We start from the raw sequence: 20295 nt of genomic DNA, 5'->3' as shown, positions 1-20295 counted from the left end.
ACTAATATAATGATAAGAATATTATTTGTTTTTATAACAATAGCTGCCTTACATTGCTATGGGGCTTTAGCATCGACAATACCATGGAAAAATGACTCACTTTTTTTTATTTCGAGTAGAGGAAATAAGCTTTCAGAAGTCCTACATGATTTCGGAGCAAATTATAATATTCCTGTAATTGTGAGTAATCAAATAGATGATATTTTTGTCGGGACCATCCCTAAAATGCTCCCTGAATTAGCATTAAATAAGATTTCTCGTATGCATAAGCTCGCTTGGTACTATGATGGACAAGCACTTTATTTCTACAAAGCTCAAGAAGTAAGCTCCGAACTTATAGCTCCAACTTATTTAAATATAAATACTTTTATTCAGCAATTAAAAAACAGTAATATATTAGGTCAACCTTACTGCCAAGCTAGTATTATTTCTGCATCTAATACCCTACAAATACAAGGTGTTCCCATATGTATTCAACGCATTGAGGCAATGGCAACCCGTATTGATGCACAAAAATTAAATCAAGACCAAAACCAAGAAGAGATCCGTGTATTTCCTCTCAAGTACGCTAATGCAGCGGATGGAAATTATGAATATCGAGGCCAAAAAATTATTGTCCCCGGCATTATTAGTGTCCTAAAAGATATGGCTCAGGGCCGAACATTACCATTATTACAAAACCAAGGGCAACCATCTCCAACAGATAGCAATCTTCCTATGTTTTCTGTAGATCAAAGACAAAATGCAATTATTATTCGTGATAGAAAACTAACAATGCCACGCTATGCCTCACTCATAACTCAATTAGATAAAAAACCAGTTATTATCGAAATATCAGTGCTCATTGTTGATGTTAATGCCGAAGACTTAAGTACATTGGGCATTGATTGGTCAGCATCCGCCCAAATTGGCGGTGGAAATATAAGCTTAAATAATAACGGAATACCTGATACCAGCAGCTTCTCTTCTATCGTTTCTAATACTAGTAATTTTATGATTAAACTCAATGCACTTCAGCAAAATGCTAAAGCACAAATATTATCTCGCCCTTCAATTGTAACATTAGATAATAACCAAGCTGTTCTAGATAGGAGTATCACATTCCATACAAAACTCATAGCTGACAATACAGCAAAATTGGACTCGATATCAACAGGCTCATTATTACGGGTAACACCTCGGCTAATTGAAGAGCAGGGAAAAAAAGAAATCATGCTAACCCTATCAATTCAAGATGGTAGGCAAATCCATTCAACTAGTGAATTAGAACCACTACCTCAAACACTAAGTTCTGAAGTTTCTACCCAAACTCTTTTGCAAGCTGGGCAAAGCTTATTATTAGGTGGTTTTGTACAAGATGAGCATAGTGAGGGTGAACGCAGAATCCCATTGCTTAGTGATATTCCTATTATTGGAGGTTTATTTAACTCTTCTCAAAAAAATAATCGTAGCACAATACGCTTGTTTCTTATTAAAGCACAGCCAGCCAACCTATACCAATGATGAAACCTCTTTATAAATTAAAATGGCTAAGTGGAATATTAGCGGGTCGAGAATTAGCACTCCCAGTCGGTGAAATTCGCTTAGGGGGAGAAACACCTGATATCGCCTTACCACTAGAGTTAAATGCGGAAACACTATTGATCGTGAATGAACAAGGCATTCGCTTGTCTCAGCCTGTTCCCCTTTGGGTAGATGGGTTGCCTTGGGAAACTAATGAGCTATTGCCTCAAAAAAGAGTGATAGACCTCGCTGGATTAGTCTTTATATTTGGAGATATAGAACAACCATTACCAACATTAGCAATTCCGCTAAGAAGAAATAAAAATAAAACTCACGTTGTTACACTAACAATAGCCATCATTTTTTTATTCTTAGTACTCCTTGCTATAGGGATCTCAACTGACATATCTCCAGAAAATGAGGAGCCATTTGATAAAGTTATTTGGTTAGAGCAACAAATGAAACAACCAGATCACCTAGGTTTGCAAGCAAGCTTTGATAATAATGGCATAATTCATCTCAGCGGCGTATCAGTTTCAAAAAATACGATTTATCAACTACAAGAGCAATTCGCCCAATTTGGTTTCTCCTTTTATAATAAAAGCATCGATGTTAGCACACTACATAACCTAGTTCGTCAAACACTAGAAATGAATGGTTATCATGATATTGATATTACTCAAGGTAATAGCTTAGATAGCGTGAAAATTTATGGTGATATTCAATTTGATAATCATTGGCAGCAAACACAAGCTCAAATAAATCAAATTAGTTTATTAAAAAGTTGGGTTGTCATTAATGACCGCTCAGAAGAATTTAAAAAAACACTCCATTTTCTTGATTCAGAATCACTTTTAGAGGGACTGAATATTTCAATTGAAAATAATAAATTATTAGTTAGCGGAAAAGTTCCAGATAAAGATTTAGAAAAATTAAATATTATCATTAGTGATTTCAATAAGTCACAAAAAACAAGAATGAAAATAAACTATCAAAACATTCCTAACAAAAATATTATTGATGAATTTTTACCTGGGAAAATTATAAGTGTTGGAGGTAATGATGAATATATTTACCTACAACTATCTAACAATATGAGACTATATAAAGGAAGTATTTTACCAAATGGCTATAAGGTGTATTCTCTCAGTATGAATACTCTAATGTTAATATATAAACAAAATTTTTTATCAATTCCAATTAACCTTTAAATATAAAAAAATGTCACAGTTAACGAGTTTAGAACGTAAATTAAAACAAGATAAATCAGGTGGTTATCGTGATGGCCTATTATTCAGAATCAATGCTTCTAAAGAAGACCTGACTAATAGACTGAATGAAACAAACAATTCAATATTGAGAGAGAAAATATACCATATCTTAAACTCTCATTACCAAGTAGAAGAAATCATTGTCATAATATGGAAACGCTATCATCCGGAGGTACTGAATGTATATTGATTTAGCTGAATTAGTTACTAGTGCAATTAGCCATATAGGGCGTGAAGATATACTTCAAAATAATAAAATTGATAACCACTCTGCAATCACTATTAGTTTACATGAGATGCCTGACATTAATATATTCACGGTAGATGAGATGCCCATGATATGGTCAGTATTAAGCCCCAAAGATGAGCTGAATACTGCTTTACATAGTGAAATAATATTGTCAAAATTAATGGATAATACTAACCAATATTTTTACTTTGGGCAGCCTGCCTTATTAAATATTAATGACTATATAGAATTGAGAGCTGTTTTTTCACCTTTTGCTTTAAAAAATGGAGAATCCACAGCAGATGCAATAAATACTTTCGTCTCTTTCATGAGTAAAATTATTAATTTATGTAAACAGTAAAACAAAATAGAAATTTCATTATAACTTCGCCCGTTTTTTTATATTTAAAATATAAAAATACATTTAAAATGATAAATGATTAGTCGATAAATCATTTATCATTTACATATTAATTTAAATAAATAATAATTAGCAATAAAGAGATATTTGCTCTAATAAAATATGCTTATCTTTCTCAGACCATTCACCAATTTTAACTTTGCTCTCTAAGTACTGGCAAGCATCATAAATACCATTTATACCTGTCAACGCTGCGCAGCCTTTTATTGAATGCAATACTGCTAAAAATTTATTTCCCTGTTTTTCATGCCATGCAATTTCAATTTGCGTTGAAAACTGTTCAAATGTTGATTTAAACCTAGACCTCAAATCATCACATTCATTGATATTAATTATGGCATCATTTTTTCTTTTATTTTGAGCTAATTCAATCCCCCTTCCCAACTGAATCATAATAACTTTTTCAATAAGATCAGACAATCTATCAATATTAAATGGCTTCAATAAACAATCATTAAACTTCACATTTGTATTATCATTATACTGTATACCTCTATCCCCCGCTGTTGTGGCAATAATAGGAGTGTCATTGTCTAATATTTCATTTTCTAATGTTCTCCAACGTAAAAGCGTTTCAAACCCATTTTGCATTGGCATATTCAAATCCATTAGAACCATGTCATAAATGTTTTTTTTGCCTAAATCAATAGCTATAGAACCAGAACTTGCTAAATCTACTTGATGCCCCATATTTTCCAATATTATTTTTATTATATTTTGATTCAGGGAAACATCATCAACAACCAAAATTTTTAATGACCATAAAGTAGAAGACGCTAAGTTATGTTGCTTCCCTTTATGTTTCCTATTAAATCCAGATGAATTATTACAAAAAAAGCCAGATGGGACATTAAAATCTGAATAGTCTAATAACTTGCTCTTTCCTAAGTTCAGATTAATTTCCCATAAACGTAATTGTTGACCAAAGCCAATATATTTTATAGCTGATGAATTAAACACTTTTCTTAAACACTCATCGCTTTTCATTGGAATATATAATTTAAAATGAGTTCCTTTCCCTAACTGACTTTGTATTTTTATTTTACCATTCATTAGCTTAATAAGATTTGCTGATATGCTTAACCCTAACCCACTGCCATTTTCATTTAAATTCACCTTAAAGAATGGTTTAAATATTTTATTTTGTTGGCTGATATCAATACCTATTCCAGTATCAATAATATCGAAAACTAAATTAGATTTATCTATACCTACTTTAATCTTTATAGAACCTTCAGTTGTAAATTTAATCGCATTTCCAATTAGATTAATAAGTATTTGCATTAAACTTATTTGGCTTACCCTTACCTTTTTAGGAGTATCTGGATAAATATACGTTGATAACGCTAATCCTTTTCTTTTTGCCTCAAAACTAACAATGACCATGACCTTATCAATAAGCTCAAATAAATCAACCAATTCATAACCTAAGTTATAGTTTATCTCTTTAAAATTGAATGAATTATTAATAACATCTAGCATATAATCAGCAGATGTACGCATGATTGCTAATAAATTTTGTTGCTGATGTGTTGGTGATGTCTGTTGCAATAACTCTAAAGCACCAATAATACCATTCATCGGGGTTCTTATTTCATGAATAATACTTTCGCTTATTTCAGCCATATGATCTTTTTTCATTGGTTTACCTATAATTTTACAGACAGAGATTATAAAAATATCATCTAATAATCTATAGCCCTGAGATATTCAGTCAGAATTAATTTTTCTCCCATATATTTTTGGTATAATACAAAACAATAAATCATTCACAAATACAAATAGTAACAAAACAAAATTAAATAATATGTCACCAGCCAGATAATTTTCTTGATAAATATCATTCCTTGTAAAAAAATGAAATTATCAATAAGTATACAACATGAATTTTAATTATGATTAAATTTAAAAAAGTAACAAAAAAAGTAATATTTGAATATACTTGAAATATCACTAATATAACTTATCAATATAGAAATGATAAAATTAATTTTGTAATTACTTTATTGAAACACACAAAACAATTACTATATTTAACTGTTAACTATAATTACATTCACCTCATAAACATTTTAATCAGGATAATATCACAAATAAAACATGGAATTATTTCTAGCATAAATAAAAATACGATATTTATATTAATATACAGTTACACTTTAGCGTAACCAACCATATAAATTAACAACTTATCCATAAAAAATAAACATTAAACAATGGTGAGGGAACTAAAAGCCTTATAAACTCAGGCTTTTACCTTATACTCAAAAACAGCATCCAACCTCATAATATCATTCACATGATATTTCTGGAATTTTTAGATGCCTTTATTAGACCAGCCATTACAATTGATTCTTATATTATTTATGCTATCTATTTTTCCTTTAGCTCTCGTATTAGGTTCGTCATTCCTAAAAATAGCGATTGTATTTTCTTTACTGCGTAATGCATTAGGTATCCAGCAAACACCACCAAATATCGCAATCTATGGCTTAGCACTCGTCTTAACCTTATTTACAATGGCCCCTATTATTCTTGCTATCCAAAGTAATTTAATTAATGAGCCTATAGAAATAGAATCACCGCTATTTATTCAGAAAGTTGAAAGAAATATATTATTACCTTATAGAGAGTTTCTTAAAAAAAATACAGACCCTGAACAACAATTTTTTTTTGCCAATATCGGTCATCAAATTTGGCCTGAAAAGTATCATGATAAAATTCCAGATGAATCTTTACTTATCCTACTCCCCGCTTTTACCGTTAGCCAACTTATTGAAGCCTTTAAAATAGGTTTATTGTTATTCCTACCGTTCATTGCAATCGACTTAATTGTTTCCAATGTATTACTCGCAATGGGAATGATGATGGTTTCGCCGATGACAATATCTATGCCCTTAAAACTATTAATTTTTGTATTGATGGGGGGCTGGGAAAAATTACTTAGGCAACTGATTCTTTCATTTTCGTAACACTAAGGCCATAAATAATGAGTGAAACTATGGTAATCCAATTAGCAAAACAAATGATGTGGCTTGTTTTACTTTTATCTTTACCTGTCGTCGTCGTCGCATCATGTGTGGGAATTTTAATTAGTTTGTTACAAGCATTAACCCAAATACAAGAACAGACAATTCAATTTCTTGTCAAGTTAATTGCTGTTTCTATTACACTTGCAATCAGCTATCGCTGGATGGGTGACGTAATTCTTACTTATGCAGATCAAGTTTTTGACATGATACTTCATATGAGGGAGTAAGCTCTTGACCATCTGGATTGAATACCTACCCATCCTTGGACTAAGCATGTTACGCTGCTTAGGTGTTTTTCTTCTTGTTCCTTTGCTGAATAGCTCTAACCTAGGCGGTACTTTAGTTAGGAACTCACTACTTTTAGTGATTATATTACCTATTGCTTATATGTACCCCAATTGGACCCAATCTAACCTTAATATTAGTGGATACTTATGGTTAATTATTAGTGAGGTGAGCATTGGGTTAATACTCGGTTTTTGTGCTGCAATTCCCTTTTGGGCAATGGATGCAGCAGGAACAATAATAGATACCATGCGCGGTTCTTCAATGGCAAGTATCATTAACCCATTATTAGGGCAACAATCCTCGCTATTTGGAGTGTTATTTAGCCAAGTATTTAATGTTATTTTTCTTATTAGTGGAGGTTTTAACCAACTAATAGCGGCTATCTATAATTCCTATATTTCTATCCCACCAGCCAGTACCTTAAATTATCATATTGATGCTTTTTCTTTTATCTCCAGTTTATGGCAACTCATGTATGAACTAGGTATTCGCTTTGCAATGCCAGCCATAGTCGTCATCGTCTTAGTTGATATGGCTTTAGGGTTAATTAACCGCTCAGCGCAACAACTTAATGTTTTCTTCTTAGCGATGCCAATCAAAAGTGCATTCTCCTTATTAATGCTGATTATCTGCTTCAGTTTTGCGTTCCAACATTTATTGGCCTATAGCCTAGACTATTTGAATATCAGCCTAAATTTATGGGACTTTTTCAATGAGTGAGAAAACAGAAAAGCCCACATCGAAGAAAATCAAAGATGCGCGAAAAAAAGGCCAAGTAGCGAAAAGTAATGAAATAACCAGCGGTATGCAGCTAGTCATTTTACTGACTTATTTTAGTTTTGAAGGCCCTGAACTTTGGAATGCCTTAAAATTGATGATTAATACTAATATTAATTTTATTAACAATGATAGTCATTTAGCGATTGGCCAGTGGCTAAATACTTTCTCTTCTATCGTGATCCGTTTTACTGGTGGTTTAGCCGGCGTTATCATATTGACGTCTGTTTTTACCATAATGGCTCAAGTTGGGCCATTATTGGCAACAGAAGCGTTAACACCATCATTTAAAAAACTCAATATATTATCTAATTCAAAACAGATGTTCTCAATGCAGAATCTATTTGAATTTGTTAAATCTATATTTAAAACAGTAACACTAGCACTTATTTTTTACTTGTTACTAGCTCAAAACGCTAATTCAATACAGTTTTTACCTTTGAACCCTGTTATTAATGGCGTTATTTTATGTATTCATTTACTTTACTGGATGATTTTAACTCTAATTGGATTCTATATTATATTTGGTATTGCTGACTTCGCATTTCAGAGATATAACAACACCAAGAAATTGATGATGTCTATTGATGAAATAAAAAAAGAATATAAAAATAGTGAAGGTAACCCTGAATTAAAAAGCAAACGGAAAGCAATACACCGAGAAATTCAAAGTGGGAGCTTATCTAAAAATGTCGCTAAATCAACAGTCGTGATTAAGAACCCAACACATGTTGCAGTATGTCTGTATTATAAAATTAATGAAACACCATTACCGAAAGTCATTGAAGTCGGCTTTAATAGCCGAGCCTTAAATATTATTAGGTTTGCAGAGAAATCAGGAGTACCTATTGTAGAGAGTATCGATTTAGCCCGTGCATTAGCAAAGAAAACCTCAGTAGGTCATTATATTCACCCAAGCTTATTTGAACCTGTCGCTAATATTTTGCGTATGGTTATGAATTTAAGCTATGAAAAAGAAAACCCCAAAAATGAAGATTAAACTCATTCTTTTAATAATACCGTGTATGGCGCTAATCGCTTGTACTACCGTAAAAAAAGAGCCTAATAATGAGCGTCCATTAATCAATAATAACACATTGAATTTAAACAACAAAAATACGGAAAATACTTTAACCTGGAGTGAGTTTTTTGACGAAATCTCTTCCAACTCCGAATTGAAAATTATGGAGTCAAATTTAGATGAATATAATAATAGCCTTGAAAATAAAATAAACAACACATTGATTAATAAAGAAAATAACATCGACAATATAAATCTAAATAAGGTTTCAGAGGAGAGGAATGATATATATAAATTTAATGAAGATGACGAAGCAAATGAATTACTTGATATTGAACCAATATCAGAAAATAACACTAATATAGCAAATAAATTAATTTCATTATTTTTATCATCACCGCCCACAGACAATCATCATTTATCACCTGATGATGAAATTTAATTTATTGACTGCTTGTTAGCCTATTGCCTCAACAAGCAGTCAAGCTTAACCTGCCACTATAAAATCAATTAGCATAATGTATCTATTCTAACCGCTAATCGTTCCCCTATGCGTAATAGTGTACCAAAAGCAAAAATACGATGACCAACTTTTAATGAAACAGGTGTATTATAATGTTTTTCACTTTCAAATAAGTACCCCGGCCGGATCTGGCTTAGCTCATTAATTGAAATATTCAAATTAGCAACTTCCACTGAAACAGGAATCAATGTATTTGAAATTTGATTATCTGTATTGGCTAAGCTATCTGTAGGTATATCAATCCAGTCATCAAAAGTATCCATTAATGTCTCCACGCTAAATATGCCTGACTCGCCATCTTGACAAACAATGGCAAGTGGACGATGAGTAAAAAGAAAAAACTCTCCACGGGTAATCTCTGCTTGCTGTTGAAGCACCAGCGCATTACCTTCTTGTATAGAATATATTTGCTGACTATTTAATAAACACCAACCCGCCACTAACTTTGCCCCAATCATAATTGGCGAGCTTATTTCTTGTTCATCAGTTATCGAACCGTTCTCTATGAGTACCTCTAACCAGCTATCAGGGGCTTCAATAACGTGAAAATTAAGTATTCTATTATGATGTTTCGCACACAACTGCCACCCCACGCCTTGCGGTAAAGAGCCCGTGCTTATCTGTTTAACTGTTGGCCACTGAAAATCATCAATATCAATGCATGCCTTGAGAGTATCTATTGTCCATATCGCGAGTACGTCCTTAAACTCATCAGAAACCATAGAAAATGATGGAATAGCAAGTACTGGACTAACCCATTGACACCATTCATTTTCATCTACCCAAAAATCAATAGAATTACCATTTATACAAGTTGTCAGTAACAAACCGATTGCCAAATTCCGATGCTCAAATGTTAAAGATAGAGTTCCTTCATCGCCGATTAATTGACAACCTGTACCTACTGCACGAATAAGTTTTGCTGTTCTATTATTAATTTCAGGTATCGGCATGATTAACCTTTAAAAAAATCGAGCAATTAAATTTTATCGAAAGCCCCCTTTTTATTTGCTCAATAATTTTATTCAACTCTTGATTATATAAAGAAGTATTCAAATAAAGACAAATAGATATACCTACCTCATTATAATCAGCCTCAATAATCATCCCTGCTAATGGGCCATTTGTTAAACACCACTTTAATTGATTATTTTGATTGTTAGAACAATTCAACGATAATTTTTTCAGTAACTGCTCACATAATTCAGCGCTATTTGACACATCAATATAACTTAAACACTTTCGTTCTTGTGTTATATCATTATTATTGACCCCTCCTTTTATTGGAATAGTCAATAATTCTTCAAACTGATGTTGAGCATCTTGGTGAGATGCCGTATCGTCCATACCATTATTTAATATAATAACATTGCGGCGTGATGACATTACTTTAGTACACATAGTTTATTCCATTAGGAGTTTTAGTTTTTCTTGCTCGATTATATTTTCTTGTAATAAACTTAATTGTTGTTCTTTTTCTATCTGTAATTCACTGTATATTCTTTTAGCCATACTACTTTTTTGTAGAATTGCCTGATCTTGCAGGTAATAATTTGTCAACGTAGTGCGATACTCTCTAATAGCACTGGGTGTCAGTAATTGTTCATGTGAACCATAATGTTTCCATTGCTCACAGAGTTCCTCCCTGAGTTTCATCAAACTTTCATTAACCTGAATTTGCTCACTTATCTGTTGATTTAATTGCGTTAAAATAGAACGAAGTCGCGTTTCACGGCGCTTTTTTAAAGCAAATAAAGCCGTTAAGGTTGTTTGATAATTTTGCATAACATATCCAGTGTATCTTGGAACTTAACCCGCTCATCGGTTGGTTGGCAAAGAAACTCCCTGATTATTGGCCTTTTCATTAATGCTTCATCGGATTCAGGGTCTTGCCCTGTTTGATACTCACCAACACGGACTAACAGTTCAATGTCTTTCCAAGCAGCTTGTAATTTTCTCAATTTCCCTGCATTTTTACGGTGCTGCTCACTGGTAACCTGCCCCATAACTCGGCTAATACTCGCATTGATGTCAATCGCAGGGTAATGATTTTCCTGCGCTAGTTTTCGTGAAAGAACTATATGTCCATCTAGAATTGAACGAACCTCATCTGAAACGGGCTCATTCATGTTATCGCCCTCAACAAGGACAGTATAAATAGCGGTAATACTTCCTGATTCAGCTCGCCCAGCTCGCTCTAATAGACGGGGTAATTGAGCATAAAAACTGGGGGGATATCCACCCGATGTAGCACACTCCCCCGCAGCAAGCCCTATTTCCCTTGATGCGCGGGCAAAACGTGTTAATGAATCCATCATTAACAACACATTTTTCCCTTGGTCGCGAAAATATTCAGCGATTGTTGTTGCCGTATATGCAGCTTTCAAACGCTCTAGCGCAGATCTATCAGAGGTCGCAATAACTATCACACAACGCTTCAATGCTTGCGGGGTTAAAGTGTGCTCTAAAAACTCACGAACTTCTCGTCCCCTTTCACCAATCAAAGCCAATACAATAATGTCAGACTCACACCCTTCACTAATCATGCCTAACAAGGTACTTTTGCCACACCCTGCCGCCGCAAAAATACCTATTCGCGGCCCTATCCCACAAGTCAATAACCCGTCAATCGCACGCACACCTAATGGCAAGTGCGTGTCAATAATTTGCCGAAGGAGAGGATTGGGTACATCAGCGTTCAGAGTTCGATACTCTCCATATTGAGGTAGATTGGAGTGATCAAGCGGTCGACCTAAACCATCAAGTACACGGCCAAGCAAAAAGTCACCAACACAAATTTGGTAACAATGCCCTGTAGGAATAACATCCGACCCAACGGTAACTCCCAGAGGCTCAGAAAAAGGGGATAACAATGCATAATCACCATCAATAGAAACGACCTCAGCATCAATACCGCTAGGTTTTAAGTGGCAAAACTCAGCAAGGCTGACACCTGGTAATGATGCACGTAACAATGTTGGGCCAATTTTAACGATTTTCCCCGTTAGTCGAACACTTAAGCTTTCGCTATTTACAGGGAACTTTAAACGTTCAAACAATGTATTATAAATAATATTATAATCGGGCTGACGCATTACTCATGTTCCCCAATAAGATCAATATTACCAATAATACGTAGTTCAGCATCTTCACCAATCTCTTGGAATGAGAGTACCTTTAACCCATAAAACTCCCGTTCAATAACTTTACGGAGGAAACGCCTCACATCAATTGTCGTTATTAGCACATTTTGAGTTTGATAATTATTCTGAGTCACCTCTTTAATCTTTTCTATTAGCCTTTCACTAAAGTTAGGCTCTAATGAAGAATAAGAACCTGAAGCAGTTTGCCGAATAGCTTCACGAATATGATTCTCAATATTATCACCAATAACCCAACCACTGATCCACGGCTGCCCTATACTATGTCTAGCGATAATATGCCTACGTAAGCCAATTCGCACATACTCAGTTATCATGACAGGGTCTTTTTCTCGAGGGCTCCACTCAATCAATGACTCAAAGATTGTGCGTAGATCACGAATAGATATATTTTCTAAAACTAAACGCTGAAGTATATCTGCAATACGCCCAATAGGTAATTGCCTCTGTATTTCCTTAACTAAATCAGCATATTTCCCTTCCATTGCATCCATCAGAAAACGTGTTTCCTGCACGCCTATAAATTCTTTTGCATTGCGGTCGACTACAATTGATAAACAATGAATAATTGTCGCTTCATCTTGATAAAGCGTAATATTCATGGCAGATAATACGTCTTTATTATCAGGTGAAACCCACTGTAATGATTGATTACCACCGAACGATAGTTTATCTCTCTGTTTAGCTTGGGTAATATCTGGTGAACTAATATCGGCTAACATCAGGCCTTTAGGTAAAATGATATCGAGGACAACCTCCTGATATAATAAAATCTTTAAAGAACCAGAGGGTAAATTATTATCTACTTGTAAATTAATCTCCGGCAAAGGGATACCAATTTGCTCAAACTTTTGGAAACGGAAGATATCAATTTGAGAAGCCAATATATTCTTATTGCAGCAATCTTTAGCCATCCGGATAATTAATGGGGTTGAACCGGGGCTGATAGTTTGGTTAGCTGAACTACCACTTAAATCTGAATTGATATATTCATCCTGTTCTGTCGCCGTTCTTTTTTTAGTAAAAAATGAAATTGCAAAGACAATAGCTGATAGAATAAAGAAATAAACCGTTGGGAAACCAGGTAAAAAACCAAATACCAGTAAAATAGCACAAGTTAATACGACTGCTTGCGATTGCTTACTTATTTGCATAACCAAATCACCCGCAAGGTTATTTTTTTCTTCTCCAGATATACGGGTCACAATAATCCCAGCAGTAATCGATATTAATAAAGCAGGTATTTGGCTGATCAAACCGTCACCAATAGAAAGAATTGCATAAGTAGAAAATGCAGTACTAGCACTCATATCATGCACCATCACACCAACAGCTGTTCCTCCTAATATATTCACCAATATAATGATAATACCCGCGATAGCATCGCCCTTAACAAATTTCATAGCACCATCCATAGCACCAAAAAGCTGACTTTCTTTTTGGACTAAACCGCGTAACCTTCGTGCCTCATCGGCATCAATAGTGCCTGCACGTAAATCACCATCAATACTCATTTGTTTACCTGGCATTGCATCCAATGAAAAACGAGCACTAACTTCGGCAACACGCTCAGAGCCTTTAGTTATCACGATAAACTGCACGATAGTAATGATCATAAAAACAATAAGCCCTACGCCTAAATTACCACCAACAGCAAATTTGCCAAATGTATCAATAATATCGCCGGCGTCTGCTTGTAAGAGGATCAGCCTAGTCGTGCTAATTGTTAAAGATAAGCGATACAAAGTGGTAATTAATAACACCGCAGGAAAAGTCGAGAATTCTAATGGGCTTTTAATATAAATGGCCATCATCATTAAGAGAATGGATATCATTAGGTTCAGTGCAATAAGGAAATCAATTAGCCCTGTTGGTAACGGGATAATCATCATAAATATAGCGACTAACAACAAAATAACGAGAAAAATATCTTGTCGGCGAGAAATAACGATTAAAAATTGCCTAATAAATTCCATTATTTTAATCCGATAGCCTCATCAAGTAAGCGTTGCATTGTTTTAAAACAATAAACCCAATGAGAAATAGAGCTCGTTGTATTTAATTTACAACTTAGCATTTGATAACCTCCCCCTACCCAAGGACGTAATAATGTCCCCTTAGTCCTCGCAGGGATGCATTGTGTTAATAATTTCTCTAATATATTTTCTTGATAAACAAGCTCTACCTTTTTACCTACGGTAAGAATGATATTATTGTTGATATATTCAATATAAAAACGATAACATGGATGTAAAAACTCCATTTTTGCAGAAATACCATCACTAGGTAATTCAACCAGCTGCAAAAACCTTTCTAACCACCGTTTTGTTTGTAATTCCATCTACATTCTTAAAAAGAAATTTAAAATAAAGGTATTTTTCATTATGATTAACATATTCTAATAAAACTTAGATAGATATAATCAGGTATTTACCTGATAAAAACGAAAAAAGTCACTATTCTAATTCATTTAATTGTTGTAAGTATTCAATAAATACACTAATAACCATTTCTCGTTGGTCGTAATCCGAAAAGCAGTCATCCGGTAATAATTTGATTAACTCCATTAATCCTCTAGCATATTTATACTGTTTTTCTGATGTCTGTAAACTAATTTTACTTTCTAGCCAATCAGAATATAACCAAGATTGTTGTACTATTTCCAATAATAAGCAGGTCACATGCTTATCTGTTATATTTGGTAAATCTAGGGAGTTTGCTAAATGTTTGCTTTGTACTTCGATAGTTAAAAACTGCAATAACCATTTTAAATCAGTAATCACTGCCGCTAGGCGAATATCCGTTGCCTTATAACCTGCTGAGAGCTCAAAAGATAAAGTACGAATAAGTGTTCTTAGCTGTTGTTGACTACCTTCAAATTGACTAAATTGTTTAAACCAATAAAGCAATTCAGGTTGGTTACTTGTTGCTTGCTGATATAAAAAACGTAATTCACCTAATGCTTGTGGGGTAACAGCACCGCACTCTAAATGCGTAAATAGTTTTAAAACCCACTCATTATCTCCTGCCATCACTTTTTCTAGTGTTTGTTTCAGTACATGGCTAGAGGATTGATCATTTTCTTTTTCATTTAACATACTAGCAAGTAGCAAAATACATTCGGCAGTATCTAAATGATGCCGTTGAAAACTATTCAGAAGGTCGTCAATCTCTTCAACCTTAGTTACTCCGCCAATTCGATGGCGCAACTCTCCCACACTTGTAGGGTCTGAATCCTCTAAGTTTTTGGCTAGACGCTGCAACATGCTGCGGGTTGGACGTTCAGATACTCTAGGGTTATGACCACCTCTCATTCGCACAAAGTTGCCAATGGCTAACCCAATGTTTCCTTGGGTTTCTTGTATCAAATAACCATCAGAGAGATAACTATCAAGTTCAGGAACTTCTGTATTCAATTGATTTTGCGCTATTTCAAGAGCTGATTGTGCAGGGATGACTTGCGTCACTAATTTTCTTTGTTCATTTTGGCGCGTCAACTCAATATTTTGTTGGGCCAATTGCTGGTTTTTCACTAAAGAGAGTCGCGGGTCTATAGATTCTACTTTAACAGACATTACATGTTTCCTCTTCAGCTAATAACAAATGTGCACAAATTGATTCTAATTGTTCTTTCAGATTAATATGGAGATTAAATAAAGATGATGAAAGCAATGCCTCATCTTTGTCTTTCGTCTCATCAACTTGAATATGTAGCCACGGGTAACCAGAAAAAAGCTTTATTAATTTATTGTACTGACTAGGATGAATATAAAGCGTTGCTGACTTTTCATTCTTTATTTCCTCTAGTTTAGCGCGAAGCTGATTGAACAATAACCCAGTACTATCATTTTCAATAAAAAACATATCAAGCACGCTAACTAGCACTTCCCTTAAACGTGGTTCCAAGCACATTAAAATGTTTTGTTCTAGTTGATGTTCTGACACTAACCACTCAATAGACTCAGTAGCAATCTTCTGCCTAATCAATGGAGCTTCCTCTTCCAATAAAGCCATGCCTTCTTGATAAGCTAGTTCTCGTAAGCTCTGACATTCCTGTTTTGTTTCATCTAGATATTTTTGAGACTCTTGATAGATAATTTGAGCTTTTTGTTGGGCTATTTCTATAATATTGTTTGCAGAAAAACAGTTTATTAACTCCTCTGTCGGAATAATAGGCCCAAATACAGGTAAGTCAGGCAATGAAATTACAGGAACTGAAATCACCTTCATAAAAAACGCCCAATACGTAATAGCCAAGGAAAAATACTACCAAGACGGGGGGCTTCTTGGGGCGGGTAATTTGGAAAGGTTGTTTTCAACGCGTGATAGACCACACAATCGGTTTTCTCTGCATACCACCAACTTAGTCCTATCCCTTGGGCTTTCTCGATGAAATCCTCTTCAGAATAAATAACCTGAGAAGGAGAATGATAGAAGGTCCCTATTGCCAATAGCTGCTCACAACCCTGCTCACCGAAAATATCCGTCAAACGGCAACGATATCGACGAAGTACCAGATAATCAGGGCAAGCTAATACCAGAATCCCCATCGCAAGAAACAACTTCATTAAACGTGTTTCTAATGCCAAAATTTGATACTGACGTGGTTCAAGCTGCTTTAATATAGGAGAAAAAGATAAGTCTTTGCGGCGAAGAATCATGTTATCTATTGCGCCTTGGCAAGATGGAGATTGCTGATACACCTGTTGCCATTGAGATAACTCGAATGTTCTCCACCAAGATGCATGCATCCATTTACCTGGACGCCATACCAACTCATGTAATCGTTGTTGTTCAACCTCAATAATATTATTCATATATTAGGTCTATTTCTTAATACAATTAATAATACAATAGCACTGGTCATTATGGCTGCCACAACTATCCAGGGAAGGTACTTTCGCCATTCCCAGCCATTTTTGGTCTTATCCAGAAACTTCGCCTGTTTATGTCGATAATCAGCCATTTGCATAACGATACTGATATTTTCTACTGTTAAATTTGAGATAGATTTTTGGACCATTCTACGAATTTCTGGCTCTCTACTTTGCATATTGATACCCGGCGCATGCTTAATAAATATTGAAGCGGTAGGCGGCGGTATTTCACGACGATTTACATTGGTACTTTCCGATATAGCAACTTGAGCAATAATAACCCCATCCATACTCAGTAGCATTTTTTCTATATTTTGTTCTTTTAAATAAGTTATTTTTGCCTGTTCTTGTGCTGGAGAAGTGACTAACTGCCCCGGAGGAAATAAATCAGCAATATTTTCTGTTCGTTTATTAGGTAGACCTTGCTGGCGTAATACTTCAACTGCATTGGCAAAATCATCTTTTTCTACATTAATAGTAACGCCGCTTCCCTTAATAATGCTTTTTTCTGCATCAATATTTCTCAGCATCAATAAAGCAATCATCTGATTTGCTTCTTCTTCAGATAAGTCACTATAAAGCTCAACTTTACAACCCGTTAAAAAAAATAAAATTAACACGATAGAACTAAAACGAATAAAAAACTTCATTATTGCATACTTACCAGTTTATTAATTCCTTGAGATAGCTGCCCAGTCACTTTTGCAATTAAATCCACTTCCACCATAGCATTTTTAAGAAAAGATTGTGCCGTTAACATAGTTGCCGGGTTATTCAGAACATCGACAGTTGCTCGTGCATTATTAATTGTATTTGAAATTGACAATGATTTATCTTGTAATGAAGCGATTATCATCTCTTCTGGGTTAAGTGTGGGTTGTTCAAAAAGCATATTTGTAAATAAATCGACATCCTCAGCTCGTTCAATGGAGGGGAGTTTTTCTGTTAATGTTTGCACACCGGCAGTAGATACAGATGTAATATCCATCGTATTAATATCCTATTTTTAATATATTATGAGTATAACAATCAATTATTGCTTATTGTTATATATTCAATAAATTGCTTTAGTAGCTCTGCTTCTGGAGACTTATCACTCTGTAATTTTTCTTCGGCAAGATATAAATTATTCATTCCAATAAGTATGGTTGCATCAATAATATTACAGGCACTTTCATTTTCCGTCAGATATGGCAATACATGACGAATAGCTTCAGCTTGAATATAAAGCCCATTATTTACAGCCGCTAATCCACTTTCAATAATAAGTTGCCTCATACTGAAATCTAATAAATTCATATCTTCTGAATTATCCCTGACAACATATCTTTCACTGCCCGCATAATTGCACTTTCATAACTCACAAAAACAGAATATTGTTGTATCGCAAATTGTGCCTGTAACATCCTTGCTGGGTCATTAAGGTCAGCTGCGGTCACCTTTGATTGCACTTCATTACCCGCTTTATCAACGAGTTGCGAAAGTTGGTTAGTAATCGCTTCTATGTCCATAGTTACTCCCTCGTGTTATAGCTGTTTATTTGAAGCGAACGATTGCGAAATTGCTTTGGACTACAATTTATGTAACGACGGAATCTATCCGTAAAATGGGCATGACTTGAAAACCCGCATTCTATGGCAATATCAATGACTCTCATGGATGTTGTACTTAACAGTTTCTTTGCATGTTTTATCCGTCGCTCCAACAACCAGCGTTTAGCTGTTTGACCATATGTACATAAAAATAACTCATTAAACTTACGCACAGGTAAATCAAATTCCTGAGCTAAGCGAACAACGGACCACTGACGCATAAAATGGTTTTCAATAAAACTACAAAAGTCTTTATTACCTGAAATATATTTATAAAGTAGAGAGGAAAAATATACGTTATCTAACCCTAAACAATAAGTATAAGCAAAGTGTAAAAAATTATCCTCTGAAAGCTGCAATAGATAGGTAAAAACATCCAATACATTCCTTTCTGCTCGAATAATTCTAATGGGTTCAATTGAATAAGTTATTTTTTCTTGAGGAATCAATAGGTTAATTATTTCAGGGTAAACCTTATGTAAACTGCTCGAATCAAAGTCTACAGATAATAGCTGATTCTTTAATATCGACTCTACTATAATTGCCTCATCATTGGTAATGACTAAACAATTTTCTGGGAATGTATAGGTTTTTCCATTCAAAGATAACTGACCTGAGTTTTTGCTGATAATAAACTTTATCGCAGACATACATTACCCTTATTAATAAAAAGACATTCGTTTATTTTCTAGTAAAAACGCATGAGAAAATATAAGGTATTAACCTGACATCATTGTTCCTCATTAAAACAATAACTAAGCATATAAATTACATATAACATCATAATTGTAAAATCAAAAATGATAGTTTCCATGTAAATTTGAAAAAATTCAAAATTAAAATATTTATTATCTAACTTCTAAATTAAGAAATTTTTATATTTTAACTTTAACAAAAAGGGTAATAACATGGTTTATATAGATTTCGATCAAAACGGGTATTATGAAGGTCAAAATAGCTATTATACACCAACCACTCCCTCAACAGGTGATGTAATAGTAAATAATGGTAATAATGGCATTCAAAATAATAACAATAACAGTATTCAAAATAATAATTATCGAAGTGCCATGACAAATCATTCTCTTATGGGAACAGCCATGGTCACAATGGAAAACATTATGTTGTTATTTACTGAATTAGCAAATTCTAAATTTGAAGCCATGTCAAAGAAAACAGAAGTTTCTCGTGATGCACAAGATATGGCGAATCGAGTTGACCGTATTATTGCTGATTTAGATAAACCAGACTCTACTGGAGAGCTTCCACCTGATGTCATTCATTATATGCGCGTTAACAATATCATGATTGATGGCAACCAAAATATTGATGACTTTATGCAAGGAAAAAATGGCAAATTAGATAAAGGTGACCTCACTGCCGTTAAATCAGCTTTAGAATCAGCTTCCGGTCGTGCTTCTGATTTTGTTCAACAAAGCCAACTTAAACTACAGCAACTCATGCAAAACTTTAATACCGCAGTCACAATGGCAAACAGTATCCAAAGCATGAATGCTGAATCAACTAAATCAATCGCTCAATCTATTCGTTAACAGCCTAAAAATAAATTGATAGCTATCTATAAAACCAAATATCGTAG

General features: G+C 34.2%; 24 protein-coding genes. 9 read left to right on the top strand and 15 right to left on the bottom strand.

Annotation, left to right across the window (positions count from 1 at the left end; genetic code table 11):
* Nucleotides 1–9 precede the first annotated feature (9 nt).
* From ACPEH5_RS18615 to ACPEH5_RS18605, 3 genes are all read left to right on the top strand, one after another.
* Nucleotides 10–1503, top strand: a complete 1494-nt coding sequence (locus ACPEH5_RS18615) for an EscC/YscC/HrcC family type III secretion system outer membrane ring protein (protein WP_166686996.1) — start codon at nucleotides 10–12, stop codon at nucleotides 1501–1503.
* Nucleotides 1500–2714 (top strand): type III secretion system inner membrane ring subunit SctD, encoded by a 1215-nt coding sequence (gene sctD, locus ACPEH5_RS18610; RefSeq protein ID WP_166686995.1) that lies wholly within the window; start codon nucleotides 1500–1502, stop codon nucleotides 2712–2714. The genes ACPEH5_RS18615 and sctD overlap by 4 nt, the downstream gene beginning before the upstream one ends.
* 239 nt (nucleotides 2715–2953) lie before the next feature.
* On the top strand, nucleotides 2954–3364 hold the full coding sequence (locus ACPEH5_RS18605) for a type III secretion protein (RefSeq protein ID WP_129467238.1): 411 nt from the start codon (nucleotides 2954–2956) through the stop codon (nucleotides 3362–3364).
* A 129-nt stretch (nucleotides 3365–3493) separates the two neighbouring features.
* Here ACPEH5_RS18605 and ACPEH5_RS18600 read toward each other — a convergent pair whose 3' ends face one another.
* On the bottom strand, nucleotides 3494–5065 hold the full coding sequence (locus ACPEH5_RS18600) for an ATP-binding protein (protein ID WP_042848598.1): 1572 nt from the start codon (nucleotides 5063–5065) through the stop codon (nucleotides 3494–3496).
* A 680-nt stretch (nucleotides 5066–5745) separates the two neighbouring features.
* On the opposite strand from ACPEH5_RS18600, the gene sctR reads away from it, so the two are divergent.
* The 5 genes from sctR to ACPEH5_RS18575 are packed head-to-tail and all read left to right on the top strand — an operon-like array spanning nucleotide 5746 to nucleotide 8984.
* A complete protein-coding gene (gene sctR, locus ACPEH5_RS18595; protein WP_042848599.1) occupies nucleotides 5746–6396 on the top strand; it encodes a type III secretion system export apparatus subunit SctR in 651 nt (216 codons plus the stop codon).
* 17 nt (nucleotides 6397–6413) lie between these two features.
* Nucleotides 6414–6683, top strand: a complete 270-nt coding sequence (sctS, locus tag ACPEH5_RS18590) for a type III secretion system export apparatus subunit SctS (protein ID WP_042848600.1) — start codon at nucleotides 6414–6416, stop codon at nucleotides 6681–6683.
* A gap of 4 nt (nucleotides 6684–6687) precedes the next feature.
* Nucleotides 6688–7464, top strand: a complete 777-nt coding sequence (sctT, locus tag ACPEH5_RS18585) for a type III secretion system export apparatus subunit SctT (protein ID WP_042848601.1) — start codon at nucleotides 6688–6690, stop codon at nucleotides 7462–7464.
* Nucleotides 7457–8521 (top strand): EscU/YscU/HrcU family type III secretion system export apparatus switch protein, encoded by a 1065-nt coding sequence (locus ACPEH5_RS18580; RefSeq protein WP_166686993.1) that lies wholly within the window; start codon nucleotides 7457–7459, stop codon nucleotides 8519–8521. The genes sctT and ACPEH5_RS18580 overlap by 8 nt, the downstream gene beginning before the upstream one ends.
* Nucleotides 8490–8984 (top strand): hypothetical protein, encoded by a 495-nt coding sequence (locus ACPEH5_RS18575; protein ID WP_281111201.1) that lies wholly within the window; start codon nucleotides 8490–8492, stop codon nucleotides 8982–8984. The genes ACPEH5_RS18580 and ACPEH5_RS18575 overlap by 32 nt, the downstream gene beginning before the upstream one ends.
* A gap of 68 nt (nucleotides 8985–9052) precedes the next feature.
* On the opposite strand, the gene ACPEH5_RS18570 is transcribed toward ACPEH5_RS18575, so the two are convergent.
* The 14 genes from ACPEH5_RS18570 to ACPEH5_RS18505 all read right to left on the bottom strand — a co-directional run bounded on the left by ACPEH5_RS18570 (nucleotide 9053) and on the right by ACPEH5_RS18505 (nucleotide 19345).
* Nucleotides 9053–10018, bottom strand: a complete 966-nt coding sequence (locus ACPEH5_RS18570; RefSeq protein WP_131680860.1) for a FliM/FliN family flagellar motor switch protein — start codon at nucleotides 10016–10018, stop codon at nucleotides 9053–9055.
* Nucleotides 10005–10466, bottom strand: coding sequence for a hypothetical protein (locus tag ACPEH5_RS18565; RefSeq protein WP_048605574.1), 462 nt, complete (start codon nucleotides 10464–10466; stop codon nucleotides 10005–10007). The genes ACPEH5_RS18570 and ACPEH5_RS18565 overlap by 14 nt, the downstream gene beginning before the upstream one ends.
* Before the next feature lie 3 nt (nucleotides 10467–10469).
* Nucleotides 10470–10850, bottom strand: coding sequence for a hypothetical protein (locus tag ACPEH5_RS18560; RefSeq protein WP_048605576.1), 381 nt, complete (start codon nucleotides 10848–10850; stop codon nucleotides 10470–10472).
* On the bottom strand, nucleotides 10826–12160 hold the full coding sequence (gene sctN, locus ACPEH5_RS18555) for a type III secretion system ATPase SctN (protein ID WP_281111202.1): 1335 nt from the start codon (nucleotides 12158–12160) through the stop codon (nucleotides 10826–10828). Before sctN ends, ACPEH5_RS18560 begins: the two co-directional genes overlap by 25 nt.
* Complete coding sequence (locus ACPEH5_RS18550; RefSeq protein ID WP_048605578.1) at nucleotides 12160–14202, bottom strand: EscV/YscV/HrcV family type III secretion system export apparatus protein; 2043 nt, start codon at nucleotides 14200–14202, stop codon at nucleotides 12160–12162. The genes sctN and ACPEH5_RS18550 overlap by 1 nt, the downstream gene beginning before the upstream one ends.
* Nucleotides 14202–14567, bottom strand: a complete 366-nt coding sequence (locus ACPEH5_RS18545) for a hypothetical protein (protein ID WP_042848609.1) — start codon at nucleotides 14565–14567, stop codon at nucleotides 14202–14204. Before ACPEH5_RS18545 ends, ACPEH5_RS18550 begins: the two co-directional genes overlap by 1 nt.
* Nucleotides 14568–14682: 115 nt before the next feature.
* The gene (locus ACPEH5_RS18540) at nucleotides 14683–15801 is read right to left on the bottom strand and encodes a TyeA family type III secretion system gatekeeper subunit (RefSeq protein ID WP_071547571.1); all 1119 of its coding nucleotides are present in this window, start codon (nucleotides 15799–15801) and stop codon (nucleotides 14683–14685) included.
* Nucleotides 15791–16456, bottom strand: a complete 666-nt coding sequence (locus ACPEH5_RS18535; protein ID WP_042848610.1) for an HrpE/YscL family type III secretion apparatus protein — start codon at nucleotides 16454–16456, stop codon at nucleotides 15791–15793. Before ACPEH5_RS18535 ends, ACPEH5_RS18540 begins: the two co-directional genes overlap by 11 nt.
* The gene (locus ACPEH5_RS18530) at nucleotides 16453–17043 is read right to left on the bottom strand and encodes a type III secretion system domain-containing protein (protein ID WP_131680857.1); all 591 of its coding nucleotides are present in this window, start codon (nucleotides 17041–17043) and stop codon (nucleotides 16453–16455) included. The genes ACPEH5_RS18535 and ACPEH5_RS18530 overlap by 4 nt, the downstream gene beginning before the upstream one ends.
* The gene (gene sctJ, locus ACPEH5_RS18525; protein ID WP_042848612.1) at nucleotides 17040–17753 is read right to left on the bottom strand and encodes a type III secretion system inner membrane ring lipoprotein SctJ; all 714 of its coding nucleotides are present in this window, start codon (nucleotides 17751–17753) and stop codon (nucleotides 17040–17042) included. Before sctJ ends, ACPEH5_RS18530 begins: the two co-directional genes overlap by 4 nt.
* Nucleotides 17753–18091: a type III secretion system inner rod subunit SctI gene (sctI, locus tag ACPEH5_RS18520; RefSeq protein ID WP_129467233.1), complete on the bottom strand. Its 339-nt coding sequence runs from the start codon at nucleotides 18089–18091 to the stop codon at nucleotides 17753–17755. The genes sctJ and sctI overlap by 1 nt, the downstream gene beginning before the upstream one ends.
* Nucleotides 18092–18132: 41 nt before the next feature.
* Nucleotides 18133–18402 (bottom strand): EscG/YscG/SsaH family type III secretion system needle protein co-chaperone, encoded by a 270-nt coding sequence (locus ACPEH5_RS18515; RefSeq protein ID WP_042848613.1) that lies wholly within the window; start codon nucleotides 18400–18402, stop codon nucleotides 18133–18135.
* The gene (sctF, locus tag ACPEH5_RS18510) at nucleotides 18399–18614 is read right to left on the bottom strand and encodes a type III secretion system needle filament subunit SctF (RefSeq protein WP_042848614.1); all 216 of its coding nucleotides are present in this window, start codon (nucleotides 18612–18614) and stop codon (nucleotides 18399–18401) included. The genes ACPEH5_RS18515 and sctF overlap by 4 nt, the downstream gene beginning before the upstream one ends.
* Before the next feature lie 2 nt (nucleotides 18615–18616).
* A complete protein-coding gene (locus ACPEH5_RS18505) occupies nucleotides 18617–19345 on the bottom strand; it encodes a helix-turn-helix transcriptional regulator (RefSeq protein WP_129467232.1) in 729 nt (242 codons plus the stop codon).
* Between the two features lie 258 nt (nucleotides 19346–19603).
* Here ACPEH5_RS18505 and ACPEH5_RS18500 point away from each other — a divergent pair, with 258 nt between their 5' ends.
* Nucleotides 19604–20248 carry a secretion protein EspA gene (locus ACPEH5_RS18500; protein ID WP_129467231.1) on the top strand — a complete coding sequence of 215 codons (645 nt, stop codon included), beginning with the start codon at nucleotides 19604–19606 and terminating at the stop codon, nucleotides 20246–20248.
* Nucleotides 20249–20295 lie beyond the last annotated feature (47 nt).

The sequence above is a fragment of the Providencia sp. NPDC089933 genome (genome assembly GCF_049545585.1).
GTDB lineage: Bacteria > Pseudomonadota > Gammaproteobacteria > Enterobacterales > Enterobacteriaceae > Providencia > Providencia huashanensis.
Note: the sequence above shows the minus strand (reverse complement) of the source record. Positions and strands in the feature narration are given on the sequence as shown.

Excerpts from the sequence above, each read along its gene's own strand:
- ACPEH5_RS18615 (WP_166686996.1), top strand. The coding sequence starts at position 10 with ATGATAAGAATATTATTTGTTTTTATAACAATAGCTGCCTTACATTGC.
- sctD (WP_166686995.1), top strand. The coding sequence starts at position 1,500 with ATGATGAAACCTCTTTATAAATTAAAATGGCTAAGTGGAATATTAGCG.
- ACPEH5_RS18605 (WP_129467238.1), top strand. The coding sequence starts at position 2,954 with ATGTATATTGATTTAGCTGAATTAGTTACTAGTGCAATTAGCCATATA.
- ACPEH5_RS18600 (WP_042848598.1), bottom strand. The coding sequence starts at position 5,065 with ATGAAAAAAGATCATATGGCTGAAATAAGCGAAAGTATTATTCATGAA.
- sctR (WP_042848599.1), top strand. The coding sequence starts at position 5,746 with ATGCCTTTATTAGACCAGCCATTACAATTGATTCTTATATTATTTATG.
- sctS (WP_042848600.1), top strand. The coding sequence starts at position 6,414 with ATGAGTGAAACTATGGTAATCCAATTAGCAAAACAAATGATGTGGCTT.
- ACPEH5_RS18580 (WP_166686993.1), top strand. The coding sequence starts at position 7,457 with ATGAGTGAGAAAACAGAAAAGCCCACATCGAAGAAAATCAAAGATGCG.
- ACPEH5_RS18575 (WP_281111201.1), top strand. The coding sequence starts at position 8,490 with ATGAAAAAGAAAACCCCAAAAATGAAGATTAAACTCATTCTTTTAATA.
- ACPEH5_RS18570 (WP_131680860.1), bottom strand. The coding sequence starts at position 10,018 with ATGCCGATACCTGAAATTAATAATAGAACAGCAAAACTTATTCGTGCA.
- ACPEH5_RS18565 (WP_048605574.1), bottom strand. The coding sequence starts at position 10,466 with ATGTGTACTAAAGTAATGTCATCACGCCGCAATGTTATTATATTAAAT.
- ACPEH5_RS18560 (WP_048605576.1), bottom strand. The coding sequence starts at position 10,850 with ATGCAAAATTATCAAACAACCTTAACGGCTTTATTTGCTTTAAAAAAG.
- sctN (WP_281111202.1), bottom strand. The coding sequence starts at position 12,160 with ATGCGTCAGCCCGATTATAATATTATTTATAATACATTGTTTGAACGT.
- ACPEH5_RS18550 (WP_048605578.1), bottom strand. The coding sequence starts at position 14,202 with ATGGAATTTATTAGGCAATTTTTAATCGTTATTTCTCGCCGACAAGAT.
- ACPEH5_RS18545 (WP_042848609.1), bottom strand. The coding sequence starts at position 14,567 with ATGGAATTACAAACAAAACGGTGGTTAGAAAGGTTTTTGCAGCTGGTT.
- ACPEH5_RS18540 (WP_071547571.1), bottom strand. The coding sequence starts at position 15,801 with ATGTCTGTTAAAGTAGAATCTATAGACCCGCGACTCTCTTTAGTGAAA.
- ACPEH5_RS18535 (WP_042848610.1), bottom strand. The coding sequence starts at position 16,456 with ATGAAGGTGATTTCAGTTCCTGTAATTTCATTGCCTGACTTACCTGTA.
- ACPEH5_RS18530 (WP_131680857.1), bottom strand. The coding sequence starts at position 17,043 with ATGAATAATATTATTGAGGTTGAACAACAACGATTACATGAGTTGGTA.
- sctJ (WP_042848612.1), bottom strand. The coding sequence starts at position 17,753 with ATGAAGTTTTTTATTCGTTTTAGTTCTATCGTGTTAATTTTATTTTTT.
- sctI (WP_129467233.1), bottom strand. The coding sequence starts at position 18,091 with ATGGATATTACATCTGTATCTACTGCCGGTGTGCAAACATTAACAGAA.
- ACPEH5_RS18515 (WP_042848613.1), bottom strand. The coding sequence starts at position 18,402 with ATGAATTTATTAGATTTCAGTATGAGGCAACTTATTATTGAAAGTGGA.
- sctF (WP_042848614.1), bottom strand. The coding sequence starts at position 18,614 with ATGGACATAGAAGCGATTACTAACCAACTTTCGCAACTCGTTGATAAA.
- ACPEH5_RS18505 (WP_129467232.1), bottom strand. The coding sequence starts at position 19,345 with ATGTCTGCGATAAAGTTTATTATCAGCAAAAACTCAGGTCAGTTATCT.
- ACPEH5_RS18500 (WP_129467231.1), top strand. The coding sequence starts at position 19,604 with ATGGTTTATATAGATTTCGATCAAAACGGGTATTATGAAGGTCAAAAT.